This is a genomic window from Nonomuraea gerenzanensis, assembly GCF_020215645.1.
GTDB lineage: Bacteria > Actinomycetota > Actinomycetes > Streptosporangiales > Streptosporangiaceae > Nonomuraea > Nonomuraea gerenzanensis.
In genome coordinates this window covers 4,752,173-4,771,449 of record NZ_CP084058.1, presented here as the reverse complement: position 1 = coordinate 4,771,449, position 19,277 = coordinate 4,752,173, and the positions used below count along the sequence as shown (strand labels likewise).

At 73.4% G+C, this 19,277-nt stretch carries 18 protein-coding genes and 1 pseudogene; 12 read left to right on the top strand and 7 right to left on the bottom strand.

Going from position 1 to position 19,277, the window contains the following annotated elements; genetic code table 11:
- Positions 1 to 26: 26 nt before the first annotated feature.
- The 3 genes and pseudogenes from LCN96_RS22505 to LCN96_RS22495 all read right to left on the bottom strand — a co-directional run.
- On the bottom strand, positions 27 to 833 hold the full coding sequence (locus tag LCN96_RS22505; protein ID WP_225274842.1) for a hypothetical protein: 807 nt from the start codon (positions 831 to 833) through the stop codon (positions 27 to 29).
- A 126-nt stretch (positions 834 to 959) separates the two neighbouring features.
- Positions 960 to 1,571, bottom strand: coding sequence for an MMPL family transporter (locus tag LCN96_RS22500; protein ID WP_225274841.1), 612 nt, complete (start codon positions 1,569 to 1,571; stop codon positions 960 to 962).
- A 23-nt stretch (positions 1,572 to 1,594) separates the two neighbouring features.
- Positions 1,595 to 1,729 (bottom strand): annotated as a pseudogene (locus LCN96_RS22495) (response regulator transcription factor); the annotation flags it as partial.
- Between the two features lie 102 nt (positions 1,730 to 1,831).
- Here LCN96_RS22495 and LCN96_RS22490 point away from each other — a divergent pair.
- The 6 genes from LCN96_RS22490 (at position 1,832) to LCN96_RS22465 (ending at position 7,309) form a co-directional block, all read left to right on the top strand.
- Positions 1,832 to 2,701 (top strand): ABC transporter ATP-binding protein, encoded by an 870-nt coding sequence (locus tag LCN96_RS22490; RefSeq protein ID WP_225276033.1) that lies wholly within the window; start codon positions 1,832 to 1,834, stop codon positions 2,699 to 2,701.
- On the top strand, positions 2,701 to 3,420 hold the full coding sequence (locus LCN96_RS22485; RefSeq protein WP_225274840.1) for an ABC transporter permease: 720 nt from the start codon (positions 2,701 to 2,703) through the stop codon (positions 3,418 to 3,420). Before LCN96_RS22490 ends, LCN96_RS22485 begins: the two co-directional genes overlap by 1 nt.
- 83 nt (positions 3,421 to 3,503) lie before the next feature.
- On the top strand, positions 3,504 to 4,700 hold the full coding sequence (locus LCN96_RS22480; RefSeq protein WP_225274839.1) for a sensor histidine kinase: 1,197 nt from the start codon (positions 3,504 to 3,506) through the stop codon (positions 4,698 to 4,700).
- Entirely contained in the window at positions 4,697 to 5,320 is a 624-nt protein-coding gene (locus tag LCN96_RS22475) for a response regulator transcription factor (RefSeq protein ID WP_225274838.1), read from the top strand. Before LCN96_RS22480 ends, LCN96_RS22475 begins: the two co-directional genes overlap by 4 nt.
- Positions 5,321 to 5,501: 181 nt before the next feature.
- Complete coding sequence (locus LCN96_RS22470) at positions 5,502 to 6,158, top strand: response regulator transcription factor (protein WP_225274837.1); 657 nt, start codon at positions 5,502 to 5,504, stop codon at positions 6,156 to 6,158.
- An 8-nt stretch (positions 6,159 to 6,166) separates the two neighbouring features.
- Entirely contained in the window at positions 6,167 to 7,309 is a 1,143-nt protein-coding gene (locus LCN96_RS22465; protein ID WP_225274836.1) for a sensor histidine kinase, read from the top strand.
- On the opposite strand, the gene LCN96_RS22460 is transcribed toward LCN96_RS22465, so the two are convergent.
- A complete protein-coding gene (locus LCN96_RS22460) occupies positions 7,310 to 10,141 on the bottom strand; it encodes an NACHT domain-containing protein (RefSeq protein ID WP_225274835.1) in 2,832 nt (943 codons plus the stop codon).
- A 95-nt stretch (positions 10,142 to 10,236) separates the two neighbouring features.
- Entirely contained in the window at positions 10,237 to 12,102 is a 1,866-nt protein-coding gene (locus tag LCN96_RS22455; protein ID WP_225274834.1) for a propionyl-CoA synthetase, read from the bottom strand.
- A gap of 45 nt (positions 12,103 to 12,147) precedes the next feature.
- Here LCN96_RS22455 and LCN96_RS22450 point away from each other — a divergent pair, with 45 nt between their 5' ends.
- A complete protein-coding gene (locus LCN96_RS22450) occupies positions 12,148 to 12,801 on the top strand; it encodes a nucleotidyltransferase domain-containing protein (protein WP_225274833.1) in 654 nt (217 codons plus the stop codon).
- A 188-nt stretch (positions 12,802 to 12,989) separates the two neighbouring features.
- Here the strand turns inward: LCN96_RS22450 and LCN96_RS22440 are convergent, their stop codons facing one another.
- Positions 12,990 to 13,943, bottom strand: coding sequence for a GNAT family N-acetyltransferase (locus tag LCN96_RS22440; protein WP_225274832.1), 954 nt, complete (start codon positions 13,941 to 13,943; stop codon positions 12,990 to 12,992).
- A gap of 132 nt (positions 13,944 to 14,075) precedes the next feature.
- Here LCN96_RS22440 and LCN96_RS22435 point away from each other — a divergent pair, with 132 nt between their 5' ends.
- On the top strand, positions 14,076 to 15,005 hold the full coding sequence (locus LCN96_RS22435) for a hypothetical protein (RefSeq protein ID WP_225274831.1): 930 nt from the start codon (positions 14,076 to 14,078) through the stop codon (positions 15,003 to 15,005).
- A 74-nt stretch (positions 15,006 to 15,079) separates the two neighbouring features.
- A complete protein-coding gene (locus LCN96_RS22430; RefSeq protein WP_225274830.1) occupies positions 15,080 to 15,595 on the top strand; it encodes a hypothetical protein in 516 nt (171 codons plus the stop codon).
- Between the two features lie 136 nt (positions 15,596 to 15,731).
- Here LCN96_RS22430 and LCN96_RS22425 read toward each other — a convergent pair whose 3' ends face one another.
- On the bottom strand, positions 15,732 to 16,544 hold the full coding sequence (locus LCN96_RS22425; protein ID WP_225274829.1) for a methyltransferase domain-containing protein: 813 nt from the start codon (positions 16,542 to 16,544) through the stop codon (positions 15,732 to 15,734).
- A 141-nt stretch (positions 16,545 to 16,685) separates the two neighbouring features.
- Between LCN96_RS22425 and def the strand changes: the two genes are divergently transcribed.
- The 3 genes from def to LCN96_RS22410 are packed head-to-tail and all read left to right on the top strand — an operon-like array spanning position 16,686 to position 19,267.
- Positions 16,686 to 17,219, top strand: coding sequence for a peptide deformylase (gene def / locus LCN96_RS22420; protein WP_225274828.1), 534 nt, complete (start codon positions 16,686 to 16,688; stop codon positions 17,217 to 17,219).
- 7 nt (positions 17,220 to 17,226) lie between these two features.
- The gene (locus LCN96_RS22415) at positions 17,227 to 17,871 is read left to right on the top strand and encodes a helix-turn-helix domain-containing protein (protein ID WP_225274827.1); all 645 of its coding nucleotides are present in this window, start codon (positions 17,227 to 17,229) and stop codon (positions 17,869 to 17,871) included.
- Positions 17,864 to 19,267, top strand: a complete 1,404-nt coding sequence (locus LCN96_RS22410) for a pyridoxal phosphate-dependent decarboxylase family protein (protein ID WP_225274826.1) — start codon at positions 17,864 to 17,866, stop codon at positions 19,265 to 19,267. The genes LCN96_RS22415 and LCN96_RS22410 overlap by 8 nt, the downstream gene beginning before the upstream one ends.
- Positions 19,268 to 19,277: the final 10 nt, after the last annotated feature.

The window sequence follows — 19,277 nt, the reverse complement described above, 5'->3', positions numbered from 1 at the left end:
GCATCCTCAATCGATCATGAGTTACGTCAGCTCTCCAAGTAGCGGAACGCCTCGTGGGCGGACTCGACACTGCGGCGTAAGGTGCGCTCCAGCACGTCGGCGTCCTCGGCGAGCCGCTCGATCTCGGTCACACCGAGCCGGTCCGCGCCCGCCTCCGCCAGCAGCTCCTCGTAGCGGGGCAGGCGGGCGCGCAGCTCCTCGATCTGGCCGCGGGCGTGGTAGGCGCGCTCGGCCTCGGCGACGTGACCGGCGTAACGTTCCAGCGCCTCGACGCGGGCGACGACGGCGGCCTCGCTGTTGACCAGGGCCCGTTCGAGCGGCTCGATCACCGCGGCCACCTCGGGCGCGATGCCTCTGGCCAGCAGCTCCCTGTGCTCCAGGCGCAGCGCCGACAGCTTGGCCAGCAGCCGGGCTATCTCCCACTCCTGCGCGGGCAGCATCACCGCGTTGCGGGCGTCGTCGAGCAGCCCTTCGGCGTTGACGTGCGAGCGCAGCACGGCGCCGATGGCCCGCTGCGCCCTGGCCAGCACCAGCCTGGCGTCGTGGTCGAAGTCCTCGGGGAGCAGGAAGCGGCCGTCGTACCAGCGGGCCTGCTCGTAGACGCCGCGCTCCTGCGGGCGCTCGTCCTCGGGGGTCTCGCTCATGGAGGCGATCTTCACCAGGACGATGAAGACGTACGTGCCGAGCAGCACGAACCCGGCCGCCGAGGCCTGCGAGGCCAGCAGGACGGCCATGAGCGCGATCACCACGGGCGTGGCGGCCAGCAGCAGCGCGCTGGAGGGGCTGCGGCGGCGGGCCGGGACCGCGGCCGGGGGCACCCAGCCGGCTCTCACCCTGGACAGCAAGGGGGCGTTGGCACGTAACAGTCCGGCCACTTCGCGCGGCACTTGCGGATCTACTACCACACCCACGTTCTGTCCTGGCACCCTGGCGCCCCCAACGCTCGTGATGTCTGGATATTACGTACCATTCCGCTGCGGTGTCAGCCTCCGAAAGGTCAGGACAGGCAACCACCAGTTGCGCTCACCGATCACTTCCATGGCGGCGGGCACCAGAACCAGGCGCACCACAGTGGCATCCACCAGCACCGCGACCGCCAGGCCCACCCCCATGACGCGTAGCGCGCGATCGTCGAAGGCGCCGAAAGCGGCGAACACACAGAACATGATCGTAGCCGCGGCGGTAATGACCCGGGCCGTCTCGGCGAGCCCGGCGGCGACCGCGCGGGTGTTGTCGCGGTCCCTCAGGTACTCCTCCCTGATCCGCGACAGCAGGAACACCTCGTAGTCCATCGACAGGCCGAACGTGATCGTGAACAGCATCATCGGCACCCACGCGTCGATCGGGCCGCCGGTGCCGCCCAGCCGTCGCTGGGTCTCGGAGCCCGGCAGCGTGAAGTCGTCGTGGGCGGGGGCCGGCCAGGTGGCCGCGGCGGCGGCGAGCGCGGCGGTCAGGGCCAGCCGGAGGGCGGCGACCAGGCGTCTGTGGCGGATGCAGAAGCGAATCATGCGGCGACGGCAGGAAGGCGGCGTGCCCGGCGTCGTCGTCCTTGCGCGGGCGATCGGCTGCACCGATCGCGGTACCTCCTCGCCGATCAGGCTCGTGGCGGGCCGGGGTCGCCCGGCCGGATCAGCCCGCTCTCGTAGGCGATGACGACGAGCTGGGCGCGGTCGTGCGCCGACAGCTTGGTCATCATCCGGTTGACGTGCGTCTTGACCGTGAGCGGGCTCGTACCCGTGACATCCGTCATACGGGCCCGGCTGACGTACGGCACTACATCAGGCCGGGCCCGTTCCCGCAAGCTGGTCGCATGACGGGAAGCGCACTACAGATGCGGGCCGTGACCAAGAGCTACGGCCAGGTGATCGCGCTGGCCGACGTGGACCTGGACGTCGGCGAGGGCGAGACGGTGGCGGTGCTCGGCCCGAACGGGGCGGGCAAGAGCACGTTGTTGTCCATCGCGCTGGGCCTGCGCGCCCCTGGCTCCGGGACCGTCGGCGTGTTCGGCCGGCCACCGCTGGCCGCGTTGCGGTCGGGCCGGGTCGGGGTGCTGCTGCAGGAGTCGGGGCTGCTGGAGGACGTGCGGGTGGGCGAGCTGGTGGCGGCGGTCGCCGGGATGTACCCCGAGCCGCTGACACCGGAGCGGGCGATGCGGGCGGCGGGCGTCGACGAGCTGGCCGGGCAGCGGATCGGGCGGCTGTCGGGCGGGCAGCGGCAGCGGGTGCGGTTCGCGCTGTGCGTGGTGGGCGATCCGGACCTGCTGGTGCTGGACGAGCCGACGGTCGGCCTGGACGTGGAGGGCCGGCGCGCCCTGTGGCAGGAGCTGCGGGCCAGGACCGGGCAGGGCCGTACGGCCGTCTTCGCCACCCACTACCTGGCCGAGGCCGACGACTACGCCGACCGGGTGGTCCTGCTGGCCGGGGGCAGGGTCGTCGCGGACGGCCCGGTGGCCGCCGTGAAGGCGCTGGTCGGCGGGAGCGAGGTGCGGTGCACGCTGGGTGACGCGGACCTGGGCGAGCTGGAGATCCTGCCGGGGGTGCTGCAGGTGAGCGTGGCGGGCCGGTCCGTCTCACTGCGGACCAAGGACTCCGACGCCACGCTGCGCGGGTTGTTCGCGATGTTCGACGACGTCAGGGACGTACGGGTGGAGAGCGCGGACCTGGAGAGCGCGTTCGTGAGCCTGACGGGAGGGCGGGGCTGATGGGGTCGTACCTGCGGCTGGAGCTGGCGCGCGGCTACCGCAACCCGATGGGGCTGGTCATGACGACGTTCTTCCCGCTGGCCATCTACCTGGTGTTCACCCAGGTGCTGGACGTCGCGCCGCCCGGGGTGGACGACTTCGCGGCGTACGCGATGGTGTCGATGGCCACCTACGGCGCGATGGGCTCCGCGCTGTTCATCGGGGGCGCCATCGCGCTGGAGCGTTCGAAGGGGTGGCTGGCGCAGCTGGCGATCACGCCGCTGCCCGCGCACGGGTACGTGACGGCCAAGCTGGTCAGCGGCGCCATCATGGTGTTGCCGAGCATCGTCGTGGTGCTGGCCGGCGGGGCGCTGCTGTCGGGGGTGCGGCTGCCGGCCGGCACCTGGCCGTTGCTGGTCGTGCTGATCTGGGTGGGGGTGCTGCCGTTCGCGGCGCTCGGCACGGCCTTCGGTTACGCCATCCAGGGGCAGGGCGCGAACCTGGCCATGATGATCGTCTACTTCCTGCTGACGGTGCTGGGCGGGCTGTGGCTGCCCGTCGAGGCCATGCCGGCGGGGATGCGCGCGGTCGCCGAGTACAGCCCGGCCTACCAGGCGGGGGCGCTGGGGTGGCGGACGCTGGACGGCCTGGCGCCGACGGGCACGTCGCTGGCCGTGCTGGCGGCGTGGACGCTGCTCTTCGCCGGGCTGGCCCTGTGGCGTTACCGTCGGGCACTATGACGGTCGCGAAGGTGGATGTCGGCACATGACGGCCGAGAGGCTAGATGTCGGCACATGACGGTCGCAGAGGTGGATGTCGGCACATGACGGTCGCGGAGTTCGACGTCGGCAGGGGCCGGGCGGCGGCGCGGGTGGGCTCCGGCGCCTGGTTGCTGCTGGTCGCCTGGCCGCTCTGGGCGTTCCTCGGCGCCGGACCCGGACCGCTCGCGGTGGTGGCGGCGCTGGGGCTGACGGCGGTGTTCGGGGCCTGCTGGCTGGTGATCATGTGGCGGATGCTGAGCCCACGGGCGGGCACGCCGAGACCGTGGGCGCTGGCGGGGCTGACCGGGTCGGCGCTGGCGCTGCTGCCGCTGTTCGGGGCGCCGTGGGCGTACGCCTCGTTCGTGTTCCTGATCAGCGCGTTCGCCGCGTCGCTGCGCACCCCGGCCTTCGCCGCGGCGGCGGTCGCGACGGCGGCGGTGGAGACGGCGGCGCTGCCGGTTTTCGGCGCGCCGCCGGCGCAGGTGTGGTGGGTGCCGCTGGTCATCGCGGCGCAGGCGATGGCCGTGTGGGCGATGAAACACATGGGGCTGCTCGTGGCCCGGCTGAACGCCGCCCGCGTCGAGGTGACGCAGCTCGCCGTGGAGAACGAGCGCCTGCGCTTCGCCAGGGACCTGCACGACACGCTGGGGCACACGCTGACCTCGATCACGATCAGGAGCCAGCTCGCCGCGCGCCTGGCCCCCGCCGACCCCGGGCGGGCCGCCCGCGAGATGACCGAGGTGGAGCGGGCCGCGCGGCGGGCGCTGGACGAGGTGCGGCACGCCATCACCGGCTACCGCGCGCCGTCGTTGTCGGAGGCGCTGGAGACCGCCACCCGCAACCTGGGGGTGGCGGGGATCGAGGTGGCGGTCTGCCCCGCCGACGGGCCCATCCCGGCCGCCGCCGAGGCGCAGCTCGCCTGGGCCGTGCGGGAGGCGGCCACGAACGTGCTGCGCCACAGCCGGGCCCGGCGGTGCGACATCCGCCTGCGGACGGACGGGAGGATGGCGGCGGTGGAGGTCCGCGACGACGGCGAGCCGGGCGGATCCCGTGAGCGAGGGGCGCGGGAGAGCGCCGCGCCGGATGAGGGGCCGGATGAGGGGCCGGCGGGGCCGGCGGGGCCGGCGGGGCCGCGGCCGGGTAACGGGCTGACGGGGCTGGCGGAGCGGCTCGGCGCCGCGGGCGGGCGCCTGGAGGTCGGCACCCTGCCTGAGGGCGGCTACCGCCTCTACGCGCAGATCCCCGTGGAGGCGCCGTGACCCGGGGCCGCACGAGCACCGGCGCCGCGATCCGGGTGCTCATCGCCGACGACCAGGACCTGGTCAGGGGCGGGCTGGCGGCGCTGCTCGGCCTGGAGGACGACATCGAGGTGGTGGCGGAGGTCGGCCGCGGCGACGAGGTGCCGACGGCGGCGCTGGCGCACGACCCCGACGTGGTCCTGCTCGACATCGAGATGCCCGGTCTGTCGGGCCTGGAGGTGGCCGAGCGGCTGCGCGACCGCCGGGTGATCATCGTGACCACGTTCGGCCGGCCCGGGTATCTCAGCAGGGCGCTGGAGGCGGGCGTGGCCGGGTTCGTGGTCAAGGACGCCCCGGCCGCCGAGCTGGCCGCGGCGGTGCGCCGGGTGATGGCCGGCGAGCGGGTCATCGATCCCAAGCTGGCCGTGTCCGCGCTGACCACCGGCCCCAGCCCGCTCACCCAGCGGGAGGCCGAGGTGCTGCGCGTGGCCGCCGGCGAGCCGACCGTGGCGGCGATCGCCCGGCGGCTGTTCCTGACGGAGGGCACCGTGCGCAACTACCTGTCCTCGGCGATCGGCAAGACGGGGACGCGCAACCGCGCGGAGGCCGTACAGGTGGCGCGGGAGCGTGGCTGGCTCTGACAGTGAGCACGACGGCGAGCACGACGGCGAGCACGACGGCGAGCACGACGGCGAGCACGACGGCGAGCACGACGGCGAGCACGACGGTGAGCACCGCTAGCCTGCCGTGAGGCGGTGGTTATGCCCGCGTTATGCCGGCACCACCACACTGAACGGCATTTGAAGATCTTTGGGGGCCGCGGTGCGTGTTCTGATCGCTGAGGACGAGCGCATGCTCGCCGACTCGATCGCCGAGGGGCTGCGCGGTGAGGCGCTGGCCGTGGACGTCGCCTACGACGGGGAGTCGGCGCTGGAGCGGCTCGGGGTGCACGACTACGACGTGCTGATCCTGGACCGGGACCTGCCGGGCACCCACGGCGACGAGGTGTGCAGGGCGGTGGTGGAGCAGGGCTGGCTGGTGCGGGTGCTGATGCTGACGGCGGCCTCCGACGTGCGGGCCAGGGTGGCGGGGCTGTCGCTGGGGGCCGACGACTACCTGCCCAAGCCGTTCGCGTTCGAGGAGCTGGTGGCGCGCGTGCACGCGCTGGGGCGGCGGGCGCGCGCGGCGGACCCGCCGATGCTGGAACGGGCCGGGGTGCGGCTGGACTGGGCGCACCGGCAGGTCTTCCGCGACGGCCGGTACGTGCCGCTGGCCCGCAAGGAGTTCGGCGTGCTGGCCGAGCTGCTGCGGGCGCAGGGGGCGGTGGTGTCGGCGGAGACGCTGCTGGAGAAGGTGTGGGACGAGCACATCGACCCGTTCACGAACACGGTGCGCACCACGATGATGAAGCTGCGCAAGAAGCTCGGCGAGCCCCAGGTCATCGAGACCGTGCCCGGATCGGGGTACCGCATCCCATGAGCGTGCGCATGCGTTTCGCCCTGGTCTGCGCCGGGGCGGTGCTGGTGCTCGGCGGCCTGGCGCTGACCGCGGTCCACGTGGTGGTGGCGCAGAGCCTCGAATACCGCGGCAGCGTGTTCACCCCTGCCGCGTTCAACGACGACTGGCGGACCTTCCACCGCTACGAGGACATGTACGAGGTCGCGCGCACCCGGGCCATGCAGGTGCACGCCGTCTACCAGCGCGACACGCTGAACAACGTGCGCCTCACCGGCGTGGCAGCGGTGCTGGCGGCCACGGCGGCGGCGTTCGGGCTCGGGTGGCGCTGCGCCGGCTGGCTGCTGCGGCCGCTGCGGCAGGTCACCGAGACGGCGCGGCGGGTGGCGCAGAGCCACGACCTGACCGAGCGCATCGCCTACGACGGGCCGAGGGAGGAGATCAAGGAGCTGGCCGACACCTACGACACCATGCTGGGCAGGCTGGCGCGGGCGTTCGGCGGGCAGCGCAAGTTCGTCGCCAACGCCGCGCACGAGCTGCGCACCCCGCTGACGATCAACCGCACGCTGGTGGACGTGGCCGTGCGCCGGCCCGACGCGACCGACGACGTCAAGCGGCTCGGCGAGTCGCTGCTGCTGGTCAACACCCGGCACGAGCGGCTCATCGACGGCCTGCTGGCGCTGGCCGAGGGCGAGCAGGCGGTGCTGGACCGGCGGCCGTTCGACCTGACGGACGTGGCCGAGCACGTGCTGGACCAGGCGGCGGCCGAGGCGGCCGAGCGGGAGGTGACGATCCACCGGCTGCTGGACCCGGCCCCGACGGCGGGCGAGGCGGTGCTGGTCGAGCGGCTGGTGCAGAACCTGGTGGAGAACGCCGTCCGGCACAACCACCCCAAGGGCGAGGTGTGGGTGACCACGCGCGGGCGGGCCGACCGGGTCGAGCTGGTCGTGGCCAACACCGGGCTGCAGGTGCCCACGTACGAGATAGAGACGATCTTCGAGCCGTTCCGGCGGCTGCACGCCGACCGGCTGCGCTCCGACCGGGGCAGCGGGCTGGGGCTGTCGATCGTGCGGGTGATCGCGCAGGCGCACGACGGGACGGTGGTGGCCAGGCCGCGCGAGGAGGGCGGGCTGACGATCACGGTGGAGCTGCCCGCCGACCCGGCCGGGTCGTGATCAGCCGTCCGGGTGCAGGACGTCCTGGTGGATCTCCCACAGGGCGCTCTCCGGGACGCCTGACTTGACGAGCTGCTCCCAGGTCGCCATCCGGTCGGCCGGGTCGGCGAGCATCGACCGCAGGAGGGGCTTGATCGCTGCCCGGTCGGCGCCCTCCTCGTGCCACATCGCGCCCAGCGCCTGGTGCATCGCGGGCGAGCGGACGGCCACCGTGCGCAGCAGCTCCTCCAGGATGCCCACGCGATCGCGGAACGGCAGCGCGCGCCCCTCCCCCAGCGCCCGCAGCAGCAGGTCGAGCAGCCTGCGGTGGCGGGGCGCGTGCCCGGTGGCGACCGCGACCACGACGTCGCCCATCCCGCTGGTCTCCGTGCCGGCGCCCAGCACGACGTCCTCCACGCCGTCCGTGACCACCCGGTGCGCGGACAGGGCGGTGACGAGCCCGGCCCAGCCGTCCGCGCCGAGCTGCCCCTTCCACAGGTGGGTGAGCGCGGACCAGCGTTCCAGGTGGTCGGGCCCCTGCAGGATGGACGAGACCGCGACGGGCTCCTCGGAGGCGGTCACGATGAGCAGCGTGAGGTTGGCCGAGTAGGCGGCCAGGCGGCGGGTCAGCGGGTGCCGGACCGGGCGGAAGCCGGTGAAGTGGCGGCGCGTCCGCTCATGCAGGGCCCGCCGCAGCAGCCCCGCGAGCAGCTCGGCGCAGCGCGCCCGGACCGCCGGCGGGACCTCCTCCAGCAGCTCCACGATGAAGCCGACCGTCGGGCCGCGCTCAGCCAGGCAGGAGTGGGAGGTGACCGCGTACAGCAGGTCGTCGTCCACCGCCTGCACCACGGCGAGCGGCTCGTCGCCCGCCAGGCGGCGGCGCCGGTCGAGGTCGCGCAGCGCGTAGAGGGTCAGCCAGGCGACCAGGAACTCGCCGAACGTGGAGTGCAGGAACGCGTGCCCCTTCCTGCGCACGAAGAAGAAGCGCTCGGTGGCCCTGCGCGCCCAGCCGACGCGCTCCTCCTCGTCGTCCTGGTCGTCCTCGCCGCCGTGGCACAGGGCGGGCAGGTCGCGGTCGAGCTGCTCGTCGGTGATGACCTGGCTGCCGCGGGCCAGCATGGACAGCGCCACCGCGCCGAGCAGGACCAGCTCCTGGTCGATGACGACCCGGCGGGCGCCGCCCGTCTCGCGTTCGGTGTAGTCGCGCAGCAGCACCTCGTACAGGCGGGACCTGCGCAGCGGGCCGTGGTCGTGCTGCAGGGCGTTGCCGCCGGCGTCGTAGAGCGCGAGCAGCAGCAGGAGCAGCGGCTGCCTGGCCATCTCGCCGTGGACCAGCGCCGCCTCGGCGGGCAGCGGCTTCAGCTCGCGCCTGGCCAGCAGGGCGCGGTTGGCCTGGTCCCAGATGTCGAGCCACTGGCGCACCTGGTCGTCGTCGAACGGCAGGAGCTGCAGCGCCAGCAGCCCGTCGGGGAAGCGCACCCGGTCGGCCACCACGGTGCGGCTGGTCACGATCACCGCGACGGGCCGGCCGAGCCCGGCCTCCCTGGTCTGGAACTCGCGGACCCGCTCCAGGTAGTCGTAGCGGTTGAGGCCGCCCTGCACCAGCTCGTCGAACCCGTCCAGCAGGATCACCGGCATCGCGCCGCCGCCCGCCGCCACCAGGTCCGCGTAGGGCACCTCCTGCCCCAGCACCTCGCCGGTGGCCTGCTCGATCTGCCCGGCCAGGTCCGCGCGGGCCCGCACGGCGCGCAGCTCCACCCGGAACGGCAGGAACTCCGACCTGGCCAGCCGGGCGGCCAGCACCTCGGTCAGCTTGGTCTTGCCCGAGCCGGGCTCGCCCAGCACGAGCAGCGGCGCCTGGGTGGCCCGCAGTGAGGTGAGGTGCCCGACCAGGAACGCCTCGGGGTCGGGCAGCAGCCGCTGCCTGTCCCACCAGCTCCGCTCGGCGGGCGAGGACTCGCGGGTCAGCTCCGCCACCCGGCAGCGCGGGCTGAGGTAGCCCTCGCCGAGCAGCGGCAGGTAGACGTCCTCCGGCAGCTTGCCGGCCAGCAGGAGCGGCTGGTCCAGGGCGTTCGCGGCCATCCTGACCTGGTGGATCATCGGCCGGTCGCCGACGCGGGGCGGGGCCAGCTCGGCCAGCAGCCACGCCACCCGCGACAGCGCCGTGGCGGGCTGCGGCCGCTCGGTGACCAGGCTGCGCACCCCGAACTCGTGGCTGTCGAGCGCCAGCGACCGGTAGTCCTCGTCGTAGATGCGTAACGCGTGCGCGGCCGGCGCCTCCGACAGCAGGCGGGGCAGCGCGAGCTGGTCGTCCACCGGCAGCTCGTCCCAGACGGACAGGCCGCCCACGTACCCGGTCATGGCCTCGGACATGCGCTCGTAGGCACGTTCCACGGCGGCGCGGGTCTCGGTGTAGGGCACGTGCGGCTCGGGGGTGGGCAGCCGCTCCAGCAGCAGCCCGGCCACCAGCCTGGCGTACCGCTCGGCGGTCGGCACGCCGTGCGAGATGCGGTCGCCGCGGTCGAGCTGGTCCAGCGTGAACGGCAGCTTCGCCTCGCCGAGCGCCTCGAACCAGGCCGCCACGACGATCGCGGCGTGCGCCGCGGCCAGCCGCTGGGTGCGGGTGAAACGGTCCACGCCGCTCTTCAGCTCCGGCATCCGGCGTACGACGTCCTCGCCGTAGGCCACGACGCCGTCACGCAGGTCGCGCAGGCTCGTGGTGAGCCGGGTGCCGCCGGCCAGCGCCCAGCCGGTGCGCTCGGCCTCCGCGGCGAGCCCGATCACCTTGACCAGCCTGCCGTCCTTGCATCCGAGAATTCTCAGGGCGTCGGCGTAGCTCGGGGTGTCGATCATGGCCTGCTCCCTGGGAGTGGGATGTCCCATCATGCGCGGTACGCCCCGGTCGGCGCAGGCTTGTTGGCCAGGACGACCGAGACGTTACCCGCCGGTCACATTCCTTTCAGCGCCTGTGCGATCTCCGGCAGCGCGCCGGGGTCCTCGATGGTGGACGGGACGTCGTACGGGCGGCCGTCGGCGATGGTGCGCATCGTGGCGCGCAGGATCTTGCCCGAGCGGGTCTTCGGCAGCCGGCTCACCACGACCGCGTGGCGGAAGGCGGCCACGGGGCCGATGCGCTCGCGCACCAGCGCGGCCAGCTCCCGCTCGATCTCCTCCGGGTCGCGCTCCGCGCCGGCCTTCAGCACCACGAACCCCATCGGCAGCTGCCCCTTCAGCTCGTCGGCGACGCCGATCACCGCGCACTCGGCCACGTCGGGGTGCTCGGCGATGACCTCCTCCATGGCTCCGGTGGACAGGCGGTGCCCGGCCACGTTGATCACGTCGTCGATGCGGCCCATGACGTAGAGGTAGCCGTCCTCGTCGAGGTGGCCGCCGTCGCCCGTCAGGTAGTGGCCGGGGTAGCGCTCCAGGTAGGAGCGATGGAAGCGGGCCTCGTCGCGGTAGAGGGTGGGCAGCGCGCCCGGCGGCAGCGGCAGCTTCACGGTGACCGCGCCCTCGATGCCCGGCGGGCAGTCGTGACCCTCGCTGTCGAGGACGTGCACGTCCCAGCCAGGCACGGGCCTGGTCGGCGAGCCCGGCTTGAGCGGCAGCGGCTCGATGCCGACGCAGTTGGCGGCGATCGGCCAGCCGGTCTCGGTCTGCCACCAGTGGTCGATGACGGGGATGCCGAGCAGGTCGCAGGCCCAGTGGTAGGTGTCGGGGTCGAGCCGCTCGCCGGCCAGGAAGAGGTGGCGCAGCCCCGACAGGTCCCACTTGGCCGCGAAGGCGCCGGTGGGGTCCTCCTTCTTGATGGCGCGGATCGCCGTCGGGGCGGTGAACAGGGTCCGCACCCCGTGCGTGGCCACCACCCGCCAGAACGCGCCCGGGTCCGGGGTGCCGACGGGCTTGCCCTCGTACAGGACCGTGGTGCAGCCCGCCAGCAGCGGCGCGTACACGATGTAGGAGTGGCCGACGACCCAGCCCACGTCGGAGGCGGCCCAGTAGACCTCGCCGGGGGCGGCGCCGTACACGTGGGACATGCTCCAGTGCAGCGCCACCGCGTGGCCGCCGTTGTCGCGCACGACGCCCTTGGGCGTGCCGGTCGTGCCGGAGGTGTAGAGGATGTAGAGCGGGTCGGTCGCGGCCACGCTCACGCACGGCGCCGGCTCCGCGCCCGCCACCGCCTGCTTCCAGTCGAGGTCCCGCCCCTCCCGCAGCTCCGCCACGCACTGCGGCCGCTGCAGGATCACGCACCGCTCGGGGCGGTGCTCCGCCTGCTCCAGCGCGTCGTCCAGCAGCGGTTTGTACGCCACCACGCGCGCCGGCTCGATCCCGCACGACGCCGACAGCACCACCTTGGGCCTGGCGTGGTCGATCCGCACCGCCAGCTCCCTGGCCGCGAACCCGCCGAACACCACCGAGTGCACCGCCCCGAGCCGGGCGCAGGCCAGCATCGCGACCACCGCCTCCGGCACCATCGGCAGGTAGATGACCACGGTGTCGCCCGCCGTCACGCCGAGGCCGCGCAGCATGCCCGCGGTCCTGGCCACCTCGTCCAGCAGCTCGGCGTAGGTGTGGACGCGGGTGGTGCCGGTGACCGGGCTGTCGTGGATCAGCGCCGGCTGCTCGCCGCGGCCCCGCTCGACGTGCCGGTCCAGGGCGTTGTAGCAGGTGTTGAGCCGGCCGTCGGGGAACCAGCGGCCCTCGCCGTACACGGTCGCGGGTGGCACGTCCCAGTCGATCCCGCCCGCCGCCTCGCCCCAGAACTGCTCGGGCTGCTCGATGCTGCGCCGGTAGACCTCGTCAAAACCGCTCACCCGTCGATCACAACAGCCTGCGGCCCCATGGCGCAAGATATCCGGGTGGACGATGACGTGATCCTTTCCGTGGTGGTGGGGTCGAGGGCGTACGAGCTGGACACCGGCGACTCCGACACCGACCGGCGCGGCGTGTTCGTGGCGCCTACCTCGGCGTTCTGGCGGCTGGACAAACCGGCCACGCACCGGGACGGGCCGCTGCCCGAGCAGTTCTCCTGGGAGGTGGAACGCTTCTGCGGGCTGGCCCTGGACGCCAATCCCACCGTCCTGGAATGCCTGTGGTCCCCTCTCGTGGAGGTGATCACCCCCGCCGGGCAGCGGCTGCGGGATCTGCGCGGGGCGTTCCTGTCGCAGCGGGCGCACCGCTCGTTCGCCGGGTACGCCGAGTCGCAGCTGCGGCGGCTCGACCCGGAGCGGCCCAACTGGAAGCAGGCCATGCACATGCTCCGGCTGCTGCTCAGCGGCCTGCACCTGCTCCGGCACGGCGAGCCGCTCGTCTCGATGGCCGAGCACCGCGAACGGCTGCTGGCCGTGCGGCGCGGCGAGGTCTCCTGGGACGCGATGCTCGCCTGGCGGGCCGCGCTCTCCGCCGAGCTGGCCGGGGAGCCGGGTGTGCTGCCGGAGTGGCCGGATCGGGGGCGGGTGGAGGACTTTCTGGTGGGGGTGCGCCAGGAGAATCTGCCCGGGTGCCGTCCGTGAGTCTGGTGGGGCGGGACGGGGCGGTAGCCGCCGCGCCCGCCCGTCACCCTCTTGTCCTGGAGGCTGCCCAGCTCAAGGGAGATGCCCCGGCCGAGCAGCACGTCCAGGTTCTCGAAGGGATGGCGCGCACGTGCGCGAGGTGGACGGCGCGCAGGATCAACAGTGGCGGGTACGGAGCCCGCCGCGCATCACGTGTTCACGGGACTTGCCGACAAGACCAACCTTATGGCGAAATTTCGGTACCCGGCCCGCTCGAACGCCCGCGCCATCGGCACGTTTCCCGTGTCCGTGTCGGCCACGATCCGCTGCACCCCGCGCCCGGCGTGAAAGCGCGTGATCTCGGCGAGCAGGTCGTCCACGTACCCGTGGCCGCGCTGCTCCGGCACCACCCCCAGGTAGCCCACGACGGGCCCCGCGTTGTTCGCCGACGGCAGCGCGACGCCCACCAGCTCGCCCGCCTTGTCGAAGGCGAGCCGCCACCAGGCCCGCTCCCCCGGCATCGACCTGTAGTCGCCGACGTCCTCACGCGCCTGCGCCTCCGGCCCCATGCCGGTCAGCGCCTGGCGGGTGTGGTGGTCGAGCGTCCCGACCGCCACCCGCATGAACGCGGCCACGAACGCCTCATCGTCGTCATCCTCGCGGAAGACCAGCCGGTCGGACGGTTCCGGCACGGGCGCGTCCGCCGGGGTCCACTCGTAACGCAGGCGTTCGAGCTCGTCGGTCAGCCCGGCGCGCCCGGCGGCCTCCCAGCGCCAGGCGATGGCCGCGCTCGCCCTGGGGTCGTCGCGCCAGCCGCTGGAGAGGAAGACGTGGTAGGCGGGCGCCTCCCCGTACGCGGCATGGGCCCGGCCCAGCAGGTCGGCGGCCAGGCCCACGCGGTCGGTGAGCGAGATGACCGAGGGGGCGACGTACAGGCAGTCGAGCGCGAGCGGCCGGTCGGTGCCGGGGAAGCCCCACCACACGGCGCGGGCCATGATCTCACCGCCCGGCTCGGCCTCGGCGAGCCAGATGCGGTCGAAGCGGTAGGCGCCGCTCTCCAGGAACGACAGCAGCCGGTCGGGGTGGGACCAGCTGATGGACTCGTCGACGACGCAGCCGAGCAGGCGGTCTAGATCGTCCTCGACGGCGGGACGGAAACGCATGGATCCTCCGAGAAGCAGAAGCGGGCGCGGCGAGCGCCCGTGAACATGCCGAACATCTCTGTGCGCCTCCTTTCTTCTGACTTTTCGGCGTCAGCGGGCACTCTAGCGGAAATCTCGCGAAAAGATGGGCGGGTGAGCTCCTACGACGACGACACGCTGCCCCTCCAGCCCCCGATCCGGCTGCCCGACAGGGCCACGCTCGCGGCCGCCGTGCGCGCCGCGCCCCTGGCCGAGGAGCTGAAGCCGGAGGGCGACGACACGGAGGTGCTGGCCTTCTGGGCCGAGCACTGCCGGGAGCGGCTGGCCGAGGACGAAGGGCTGCTGCTGGAGCTGGTCCGGCTGTTCCTGTCCAGGGAGCCGCTGCGGGGTGAGGCGTCCGCGACGCTGACGGGGCTCGGGCTGGTGCGGCAGGCGGAGCCGTACACGCTGAGCTGGCTCGGCCTGTGGGTGGCGCGGCAGATCATCGCCGAGACCACCGGTCAGGACATCCCTGTCATGGGGACGCTGGCGGACGCCGACGCGGCGACGCTGCTGCACGGGCTGCGCTCCTACCCGGAGAGCGAGCGCGGCGAGGAGCTGGCCGGGTGGCTGAAGGACCGCGACGAGCAGGCGGCGGCGGACGAGATCGCGGCGGTGCTGGGCACGGTGAGCCCGCTGAGCCGGGCGGTCGGCGTGGAGCTGCTCTCGACGGCGTTCGGCGAGGAGGGGCGGCAGGCGCTGGGCCGGCTGATGGAGGAGCCCAAGCTCGGGGCGGTGATCGCGGCCCGCACCGGCCGGGAGGAGCGGCAGCCGTCACCCGACGAGATCGCGTGGGTGCTGGTGGACATGGCGGCGGCGCTGCTGGAGTTCGGCGGGGAGACCGGCGAGGTGATCGAGTCGATCGCGATGGGGATGAAGCCGGAGGAGCAGGCGGGGACGATCGCGATCCTGGCGTTCGGGGATCATCCGTGGACGGGGCAGGTGCTGCGGGTGTTCATCGACCACCATCCGGACGAGCGGGTGGCGGCGGCGGCGCGCAAGGCGTTGCGGCGGCTGCGCGGGCTGGGCGACCTCCGAGGCTGACGTCCCGGGCCGGTTGGGGCCCGTGGTGGTGATGACGGGCATGGGGCACGTGGGGCGACGGTAGAGTCGGCTCGGTGAGTGAGCATGCGATCTCCCCTCAGACCGGCATCCTGGGTGACGCGTTCGCCTGCGGCTGCGGCGTGATTCTCGGCGGCCGGATGACCGCCGAGCTGCACGCCGCCGAGAACGGGCTGTGCTCGGCCTGCCTCGGCTCGACCGAGGAGGAGGTGACGCCCGAGCTGAAACGGCCCTGCACCTCCTGCGCGGGCACCGGCCGGCGCAAGGAGCAGGTGACCTGGCAGCTCGCGCACGCCGAGGCCGAGCATCTGATCACGATCACGGTCGTGCGCGGGGTGGTGGCGGGGTTCGACGGGCCGTTCCGGCTGTCGGAGGTCGCCGACACGGTGCGCAACGGGCTGGGGCTGCCGACCGGGCGGCTGCCGGTCGGGCCCCGGGTGCGTGACCTGCTGCTGCAGTTGCAGGCGGCGGGTGAGATCGCCATGTTGTCGGCGCCCGACGAGATGGTGGGCACCGACATGGTCCTGTACCGCGACCCGCAGTGGCAGCGCGTCCGCACCCTGGGTCTCTGAGCCGGGAGCGTCCGGCCGAAAACACCAGGCCGTGAGCGTCAGGCCGTGAGCGTCAGGCCGTGAGCGTCAGGCCGTGAGCGTCAGGCCGTGAGCGTCACGCCGTGAGCGTCACGCCGCCGGCGTCGCGCCGCCAGCGTCAGGCCGGGTGCGCGACCCGGCAGAGGATCTCGCCGTGCAGGACGGACAGCCACCCGTCCTGCGCCGCCGCCCACTCCAGCCATCCCTCCGACATGCGCCGCAGGTCCGGCTCGGTGGCGGCGCCGCTGGACAGCGCCTGCTCGGCCAGCTTCGAGCGCAGGATCCGCTCGGCCCACATGCCGCCCCACCAGGCCCGGTCCTCCGCACTGGCGAAGCACCAGGTGGAGGAGGTGGCGGTGACGTCCTCGAAGCCGGCGGCGCGGGCCCAGGAGAGCAGCCGCCGCCCGGCGTCCGGCTCGCCACCGTTGGCGCGCGCGAGCTGCTGGTACAGGGCCATCCACTCGTCCAGCGCGGGCACTCGCGGGAACCAGGTGAACGCGGCGTAGTCGCTGTCGCGCGCCGCCACGAAGCCGCCCGGCTTGGTCACCCGCCCCATCTCCCGCAGCGCCCCCACCGGGTCGGCGACGTGCTGCAGCACCTGGTGGGCGTGCACCACGCAGAACGTGTCGTCAGGGAAGCCGAGCGCGTGCACGTCCGCCACGGCGAAGTCCACGTTGGCCTGCCCCCGGCCCGCCACCTCGGCCCTGGCCAGCTCCAGCGCGTCGGCGGTGACCTCGGAGGCCGTCACCTGGCCGTCGGGCACGCGGGCCGCCAGGTCGGCGGTGATGGTGCCGGGGCCGCTGCCCACGTCCAGGATCTTCATGTGCGGCTTGAGGTGGGGCAGCAGGTACGCGGCCGAGTTCTCGGCGGTGCGCCAGCGGTGCGAGCGCAGCACGGACTCGTGGTGGCCATGCGTGTAGACGGCGTTCATCGGTGAACTCCCTCGTTACGACGACGGTGCTGCCACCCTAGCGTGCGTCTCACTATTCAAGAGAGATCGTCTTACATACCGAGATGCGCCCGGGATTGCGTACACTTGCCCGAGACATGACCCGAGGAAGGGGCGTACGCAGTGGGCGAGGTCCGGCCGATCGTGACCGTGGGCGACCCGGTGCTGCATCACCCGTGCGAGCCGGTCACCCGGTTCGACGGCGAGCTGGCGGCGCTCGTGGACGACATGTTCGCCAGCATGTACGCGGCCGAGGGCGTCGGCCTGGCCGCCAACCAGATCGGCGTGCCGCTGCGCGTGTTCGTCTACGACTGCCCCGACGACGAGGGCACGCGCCACAAGGGTGTCGTCGTCAACCCGGAGCTGGAGGTGCCCGGCCTCGGCGAGCGGCGGCTGGACGACAGCGACGAGGGCTGCCTGTCGGTGCCCGGCCAGTACGCGCCGCTCCCCCGCCCCGACCGCGCCACCGTGCGCGGCCTCGACGTCGCCGGCGAGCCCGTGACGGTCGAGGGCACCGGCCTGCTGGCCCGCTGCCTGCAGCACGAGACCGACCACCTCGACGGCTACCTCTACATCGACCGGCTGCCGGCCAAGCGGCGCAAGCAGGTGCTGGCGGCGTACCAGGAATCCACTAAAGCGGATAAAGCACCGCTATAGTGGAGGAATGGAAGGCGAAGGGGTCCTGTCCAGCGGGCTGTCCATGGCCGAGCTGGGGCGGCGCATCCGCGGCGAGCGGCAGGCGCGGGGGCTGTCCATCGAGCGGCTGGCCGAGCTGAGCGGCATCAGCAGGAGCATGGTCTCCGAGGTCGAGCGGGGCACGAAGACGCCGAGCGTGCTGGTGCTCGACCGGCTGGCCACGGCGCTGGGCACGTCCATCTCGCGGCTGCTCGACGAGCCCGCGCACAGCGCGATGCGGGTGCTGCGCCACGCCGAGCAGCGGGTGCTGCGCGACCCGTCCGGGTGGGAGCGGCGCGTGTTGTCGCCCGTGCTGGGCGAGGTGGAGTTCGAGTTCATGCGCACGACGATCGGCCCGGGCGTGGACGCGGGCGAGTTCGTGCCGCACGCGCCGGGCTCGCGCGAGTACCTCGCCGTCGAGCACGGCAGCCTGCGGCTGACGATCAACGGCAGGCCGTACGAGCTGGCGGCCGGCGACTCGGCCTACTACCCCGGCGACTGCCATCACGCCTACGCCAACCACGGCACCACCGACTGCGTCTTCTACCTCGCCATGGAGGTCGGCCCCGCGAAGGGCCCCACGAGAGGCACAGCCGGGCACCACGAACGACGGAGGGAATCCCCCGATGCATGACCTGCGCCGGGCCGGCGCCAAGGCCGCCCAGATCATGGCCGACCACCTGGAGGGCGTCCCGGGGCGGCCGGTGTGGCAGCCGGTGCCGGAGGCCGAGCTGGCCTGGCTGACCGGCCAGGAGCTGCCCGAGACGGGCCGCCCGCTCGACGAGCTGCTGGAGGACACGCGCGAGCACGTGCTGCCGTACCCGATGGGCAACGGGCACCCGCGCTTCTTCGGCTGGGTGAACTCGCCGCCCAACCCGGCGGGCGTGCTCATCGAGCCGCTGGCCGCGGCGCTGAACCCGAGCTGCGCGGGCGGCGACCACGCGGGCCCGCACCTCGAGCGCACGGTGGTGCGCTGGCTGGCCGGCCTCGTCGGCTTCCCGCACCCGCCCGGCGGCGGGCTGCTGACCAGCGGCGCGTCCATGGCCACCGTGATCTGCCTGGCCACCGCCCGCCAGCAGGCGGCGCTCGCGGACGGCTGGGACGCCCGCGAGGAGGGGCTGTCCGGACGTCCCCCCATGGTCATGTACGTGACCGAGGAGGGGCACAGCTGCCTGCACAAGGCGGCCCAGCTCCTCGGCCTCGGCGCGCGCAACGTGCGCCTCGTGCCGGTGGACGCGGCGTACCGGATGGACGTGCGAGCGCTGCGCGCCATGATCGCCGAGGACCTGGACGCGGGGCTGCGGCCGTTCTGCGTGGCGGGCAGCGCGGGCACGGTGAACTCCGGCGCGGTGGACCCGCTGGACGACATCGCGGACGTGGCCGCGGCGTACGGCCTCTGGTTCCACGTGGACGGCGCGTACGGCGCGCTCGGCGTCCTGGCCGACAGGGCGGCGCCGCACTACGCGGGCCTGGAGCGGGCCGACTCACTGGCCCTGGACCCGCACAAGTGGCTCGGCGTGCCGGTCGGCTGCGGCTGCGCGCTGCTGCGCGACCCGGGCGCGGCGCGGGCCGCGTTCAGCCTGGTGCCGTCGTACCTGGTGGACGAGAACGCGGGCGAGCTGGGCTGGTTCGCCGAGTACGGCCCCGAGCAGACCCGGCCGTTCCGCGCGCTGAAGACCTGGGCGACTCTCTCGCACCTGGGCCGGTCGGGCGTCAAGCGCATGGTGGAGCACACGACCGGGCTGGCGCGCACGCTCGGCGCGATGGTGGAGGCGGCCCCGGACTTCGAGCTGCTCGCCCCGGTCACCACCTCGATCACCGCCTTCCGCCACATCCCGCGCGCCGACGGGCTGGACGAGCTCAACCGGGCCATCCCGGCGGCGGTCCAGGCACGCGGCAACGCGTTCCTGACCGGCACCCGGCTGGGCGGGCGGGACGCGCTGCGCACCTGCATCCTGCACCCGGACACGACCGAGCAGGACCTGGTGGTGCTCCTGGAGGAGATCCGCTTGGCGGCCAAGGCGCTCTGAGCCCTCGCCA

What these genes read in the sequence shown, in the direction of transcription:
- LCN96_RS22460 (WP_225274835.1), bottom strand. Translation starts at nt 10,141, where the DNA reads ATGATCGACACCCCGAGCTACGCCGACGCCCTGAGAATTCTCGGATGC.
- LCN96_RS22490 (WP_225276033.1), top strand. Translation starts at nt 1,832, where the DNA reads ATGCGGGCCGTGACCAAGAGCTACGGCCAGGTGATCGCGCTGGCCGAC.
- LCN96_RS22465 (WP_225274836.1), top strand. Translation starts at nt 6,167, where the DNA reads ATGCGTTTCGCCCTGGTCTGCGCCGGGGCGGTGCTGGTGCTCGGCGGC.
- LCN96_RS22480 (WP_225274839.1), top strand. Translation starts at nt 3,504, where the DNA reads ATGACGGTCGCGGAGTTCGACGTCGGCAGGGGCCGGGCGGCGGCGCGG.
- LCN96_RS22410 (WP_225274826.1), top strand. Translation starts at nt 17,864, where the DNA reads ATGCATGACCTGCGCCGGGCCGGCGCCAAGGCCGCCCAGATCATGGCC.
- LCN96_RS22485 (WP_225274840.1), top strand. Translation starts at nt 2,701, where the DNA reads ATGGGGTCGTACCTGCGGCTGGAGCTGGCGCGCGGCTACCGCAACCCG.
- LCN96_RS22440 (WP_225274832.1), bottom strand. Translation starts at nt 13,943, where the DNA reads ATGCGTTTCCGTCCCGCCGTCGAGGACGATCTAGACCGCCTGCTCGGC.
- LCN96_RS22415 (WP_225274827.1), top strand. Translation starts at nt 17,227, where the DNA reads ATGGAAGGCGAAGGGGTCCTGTCCAGCGGGCTGTCCATGGCCGAGCTG.
- LCN96_RS22425 (WP_225274829.1), bottom strand. Translation starts at nt 16,544, where the DNA reads ATGAACGCCGTCTACACGCATGGCCACCACGAGTCCGTGCTGCGCTCG.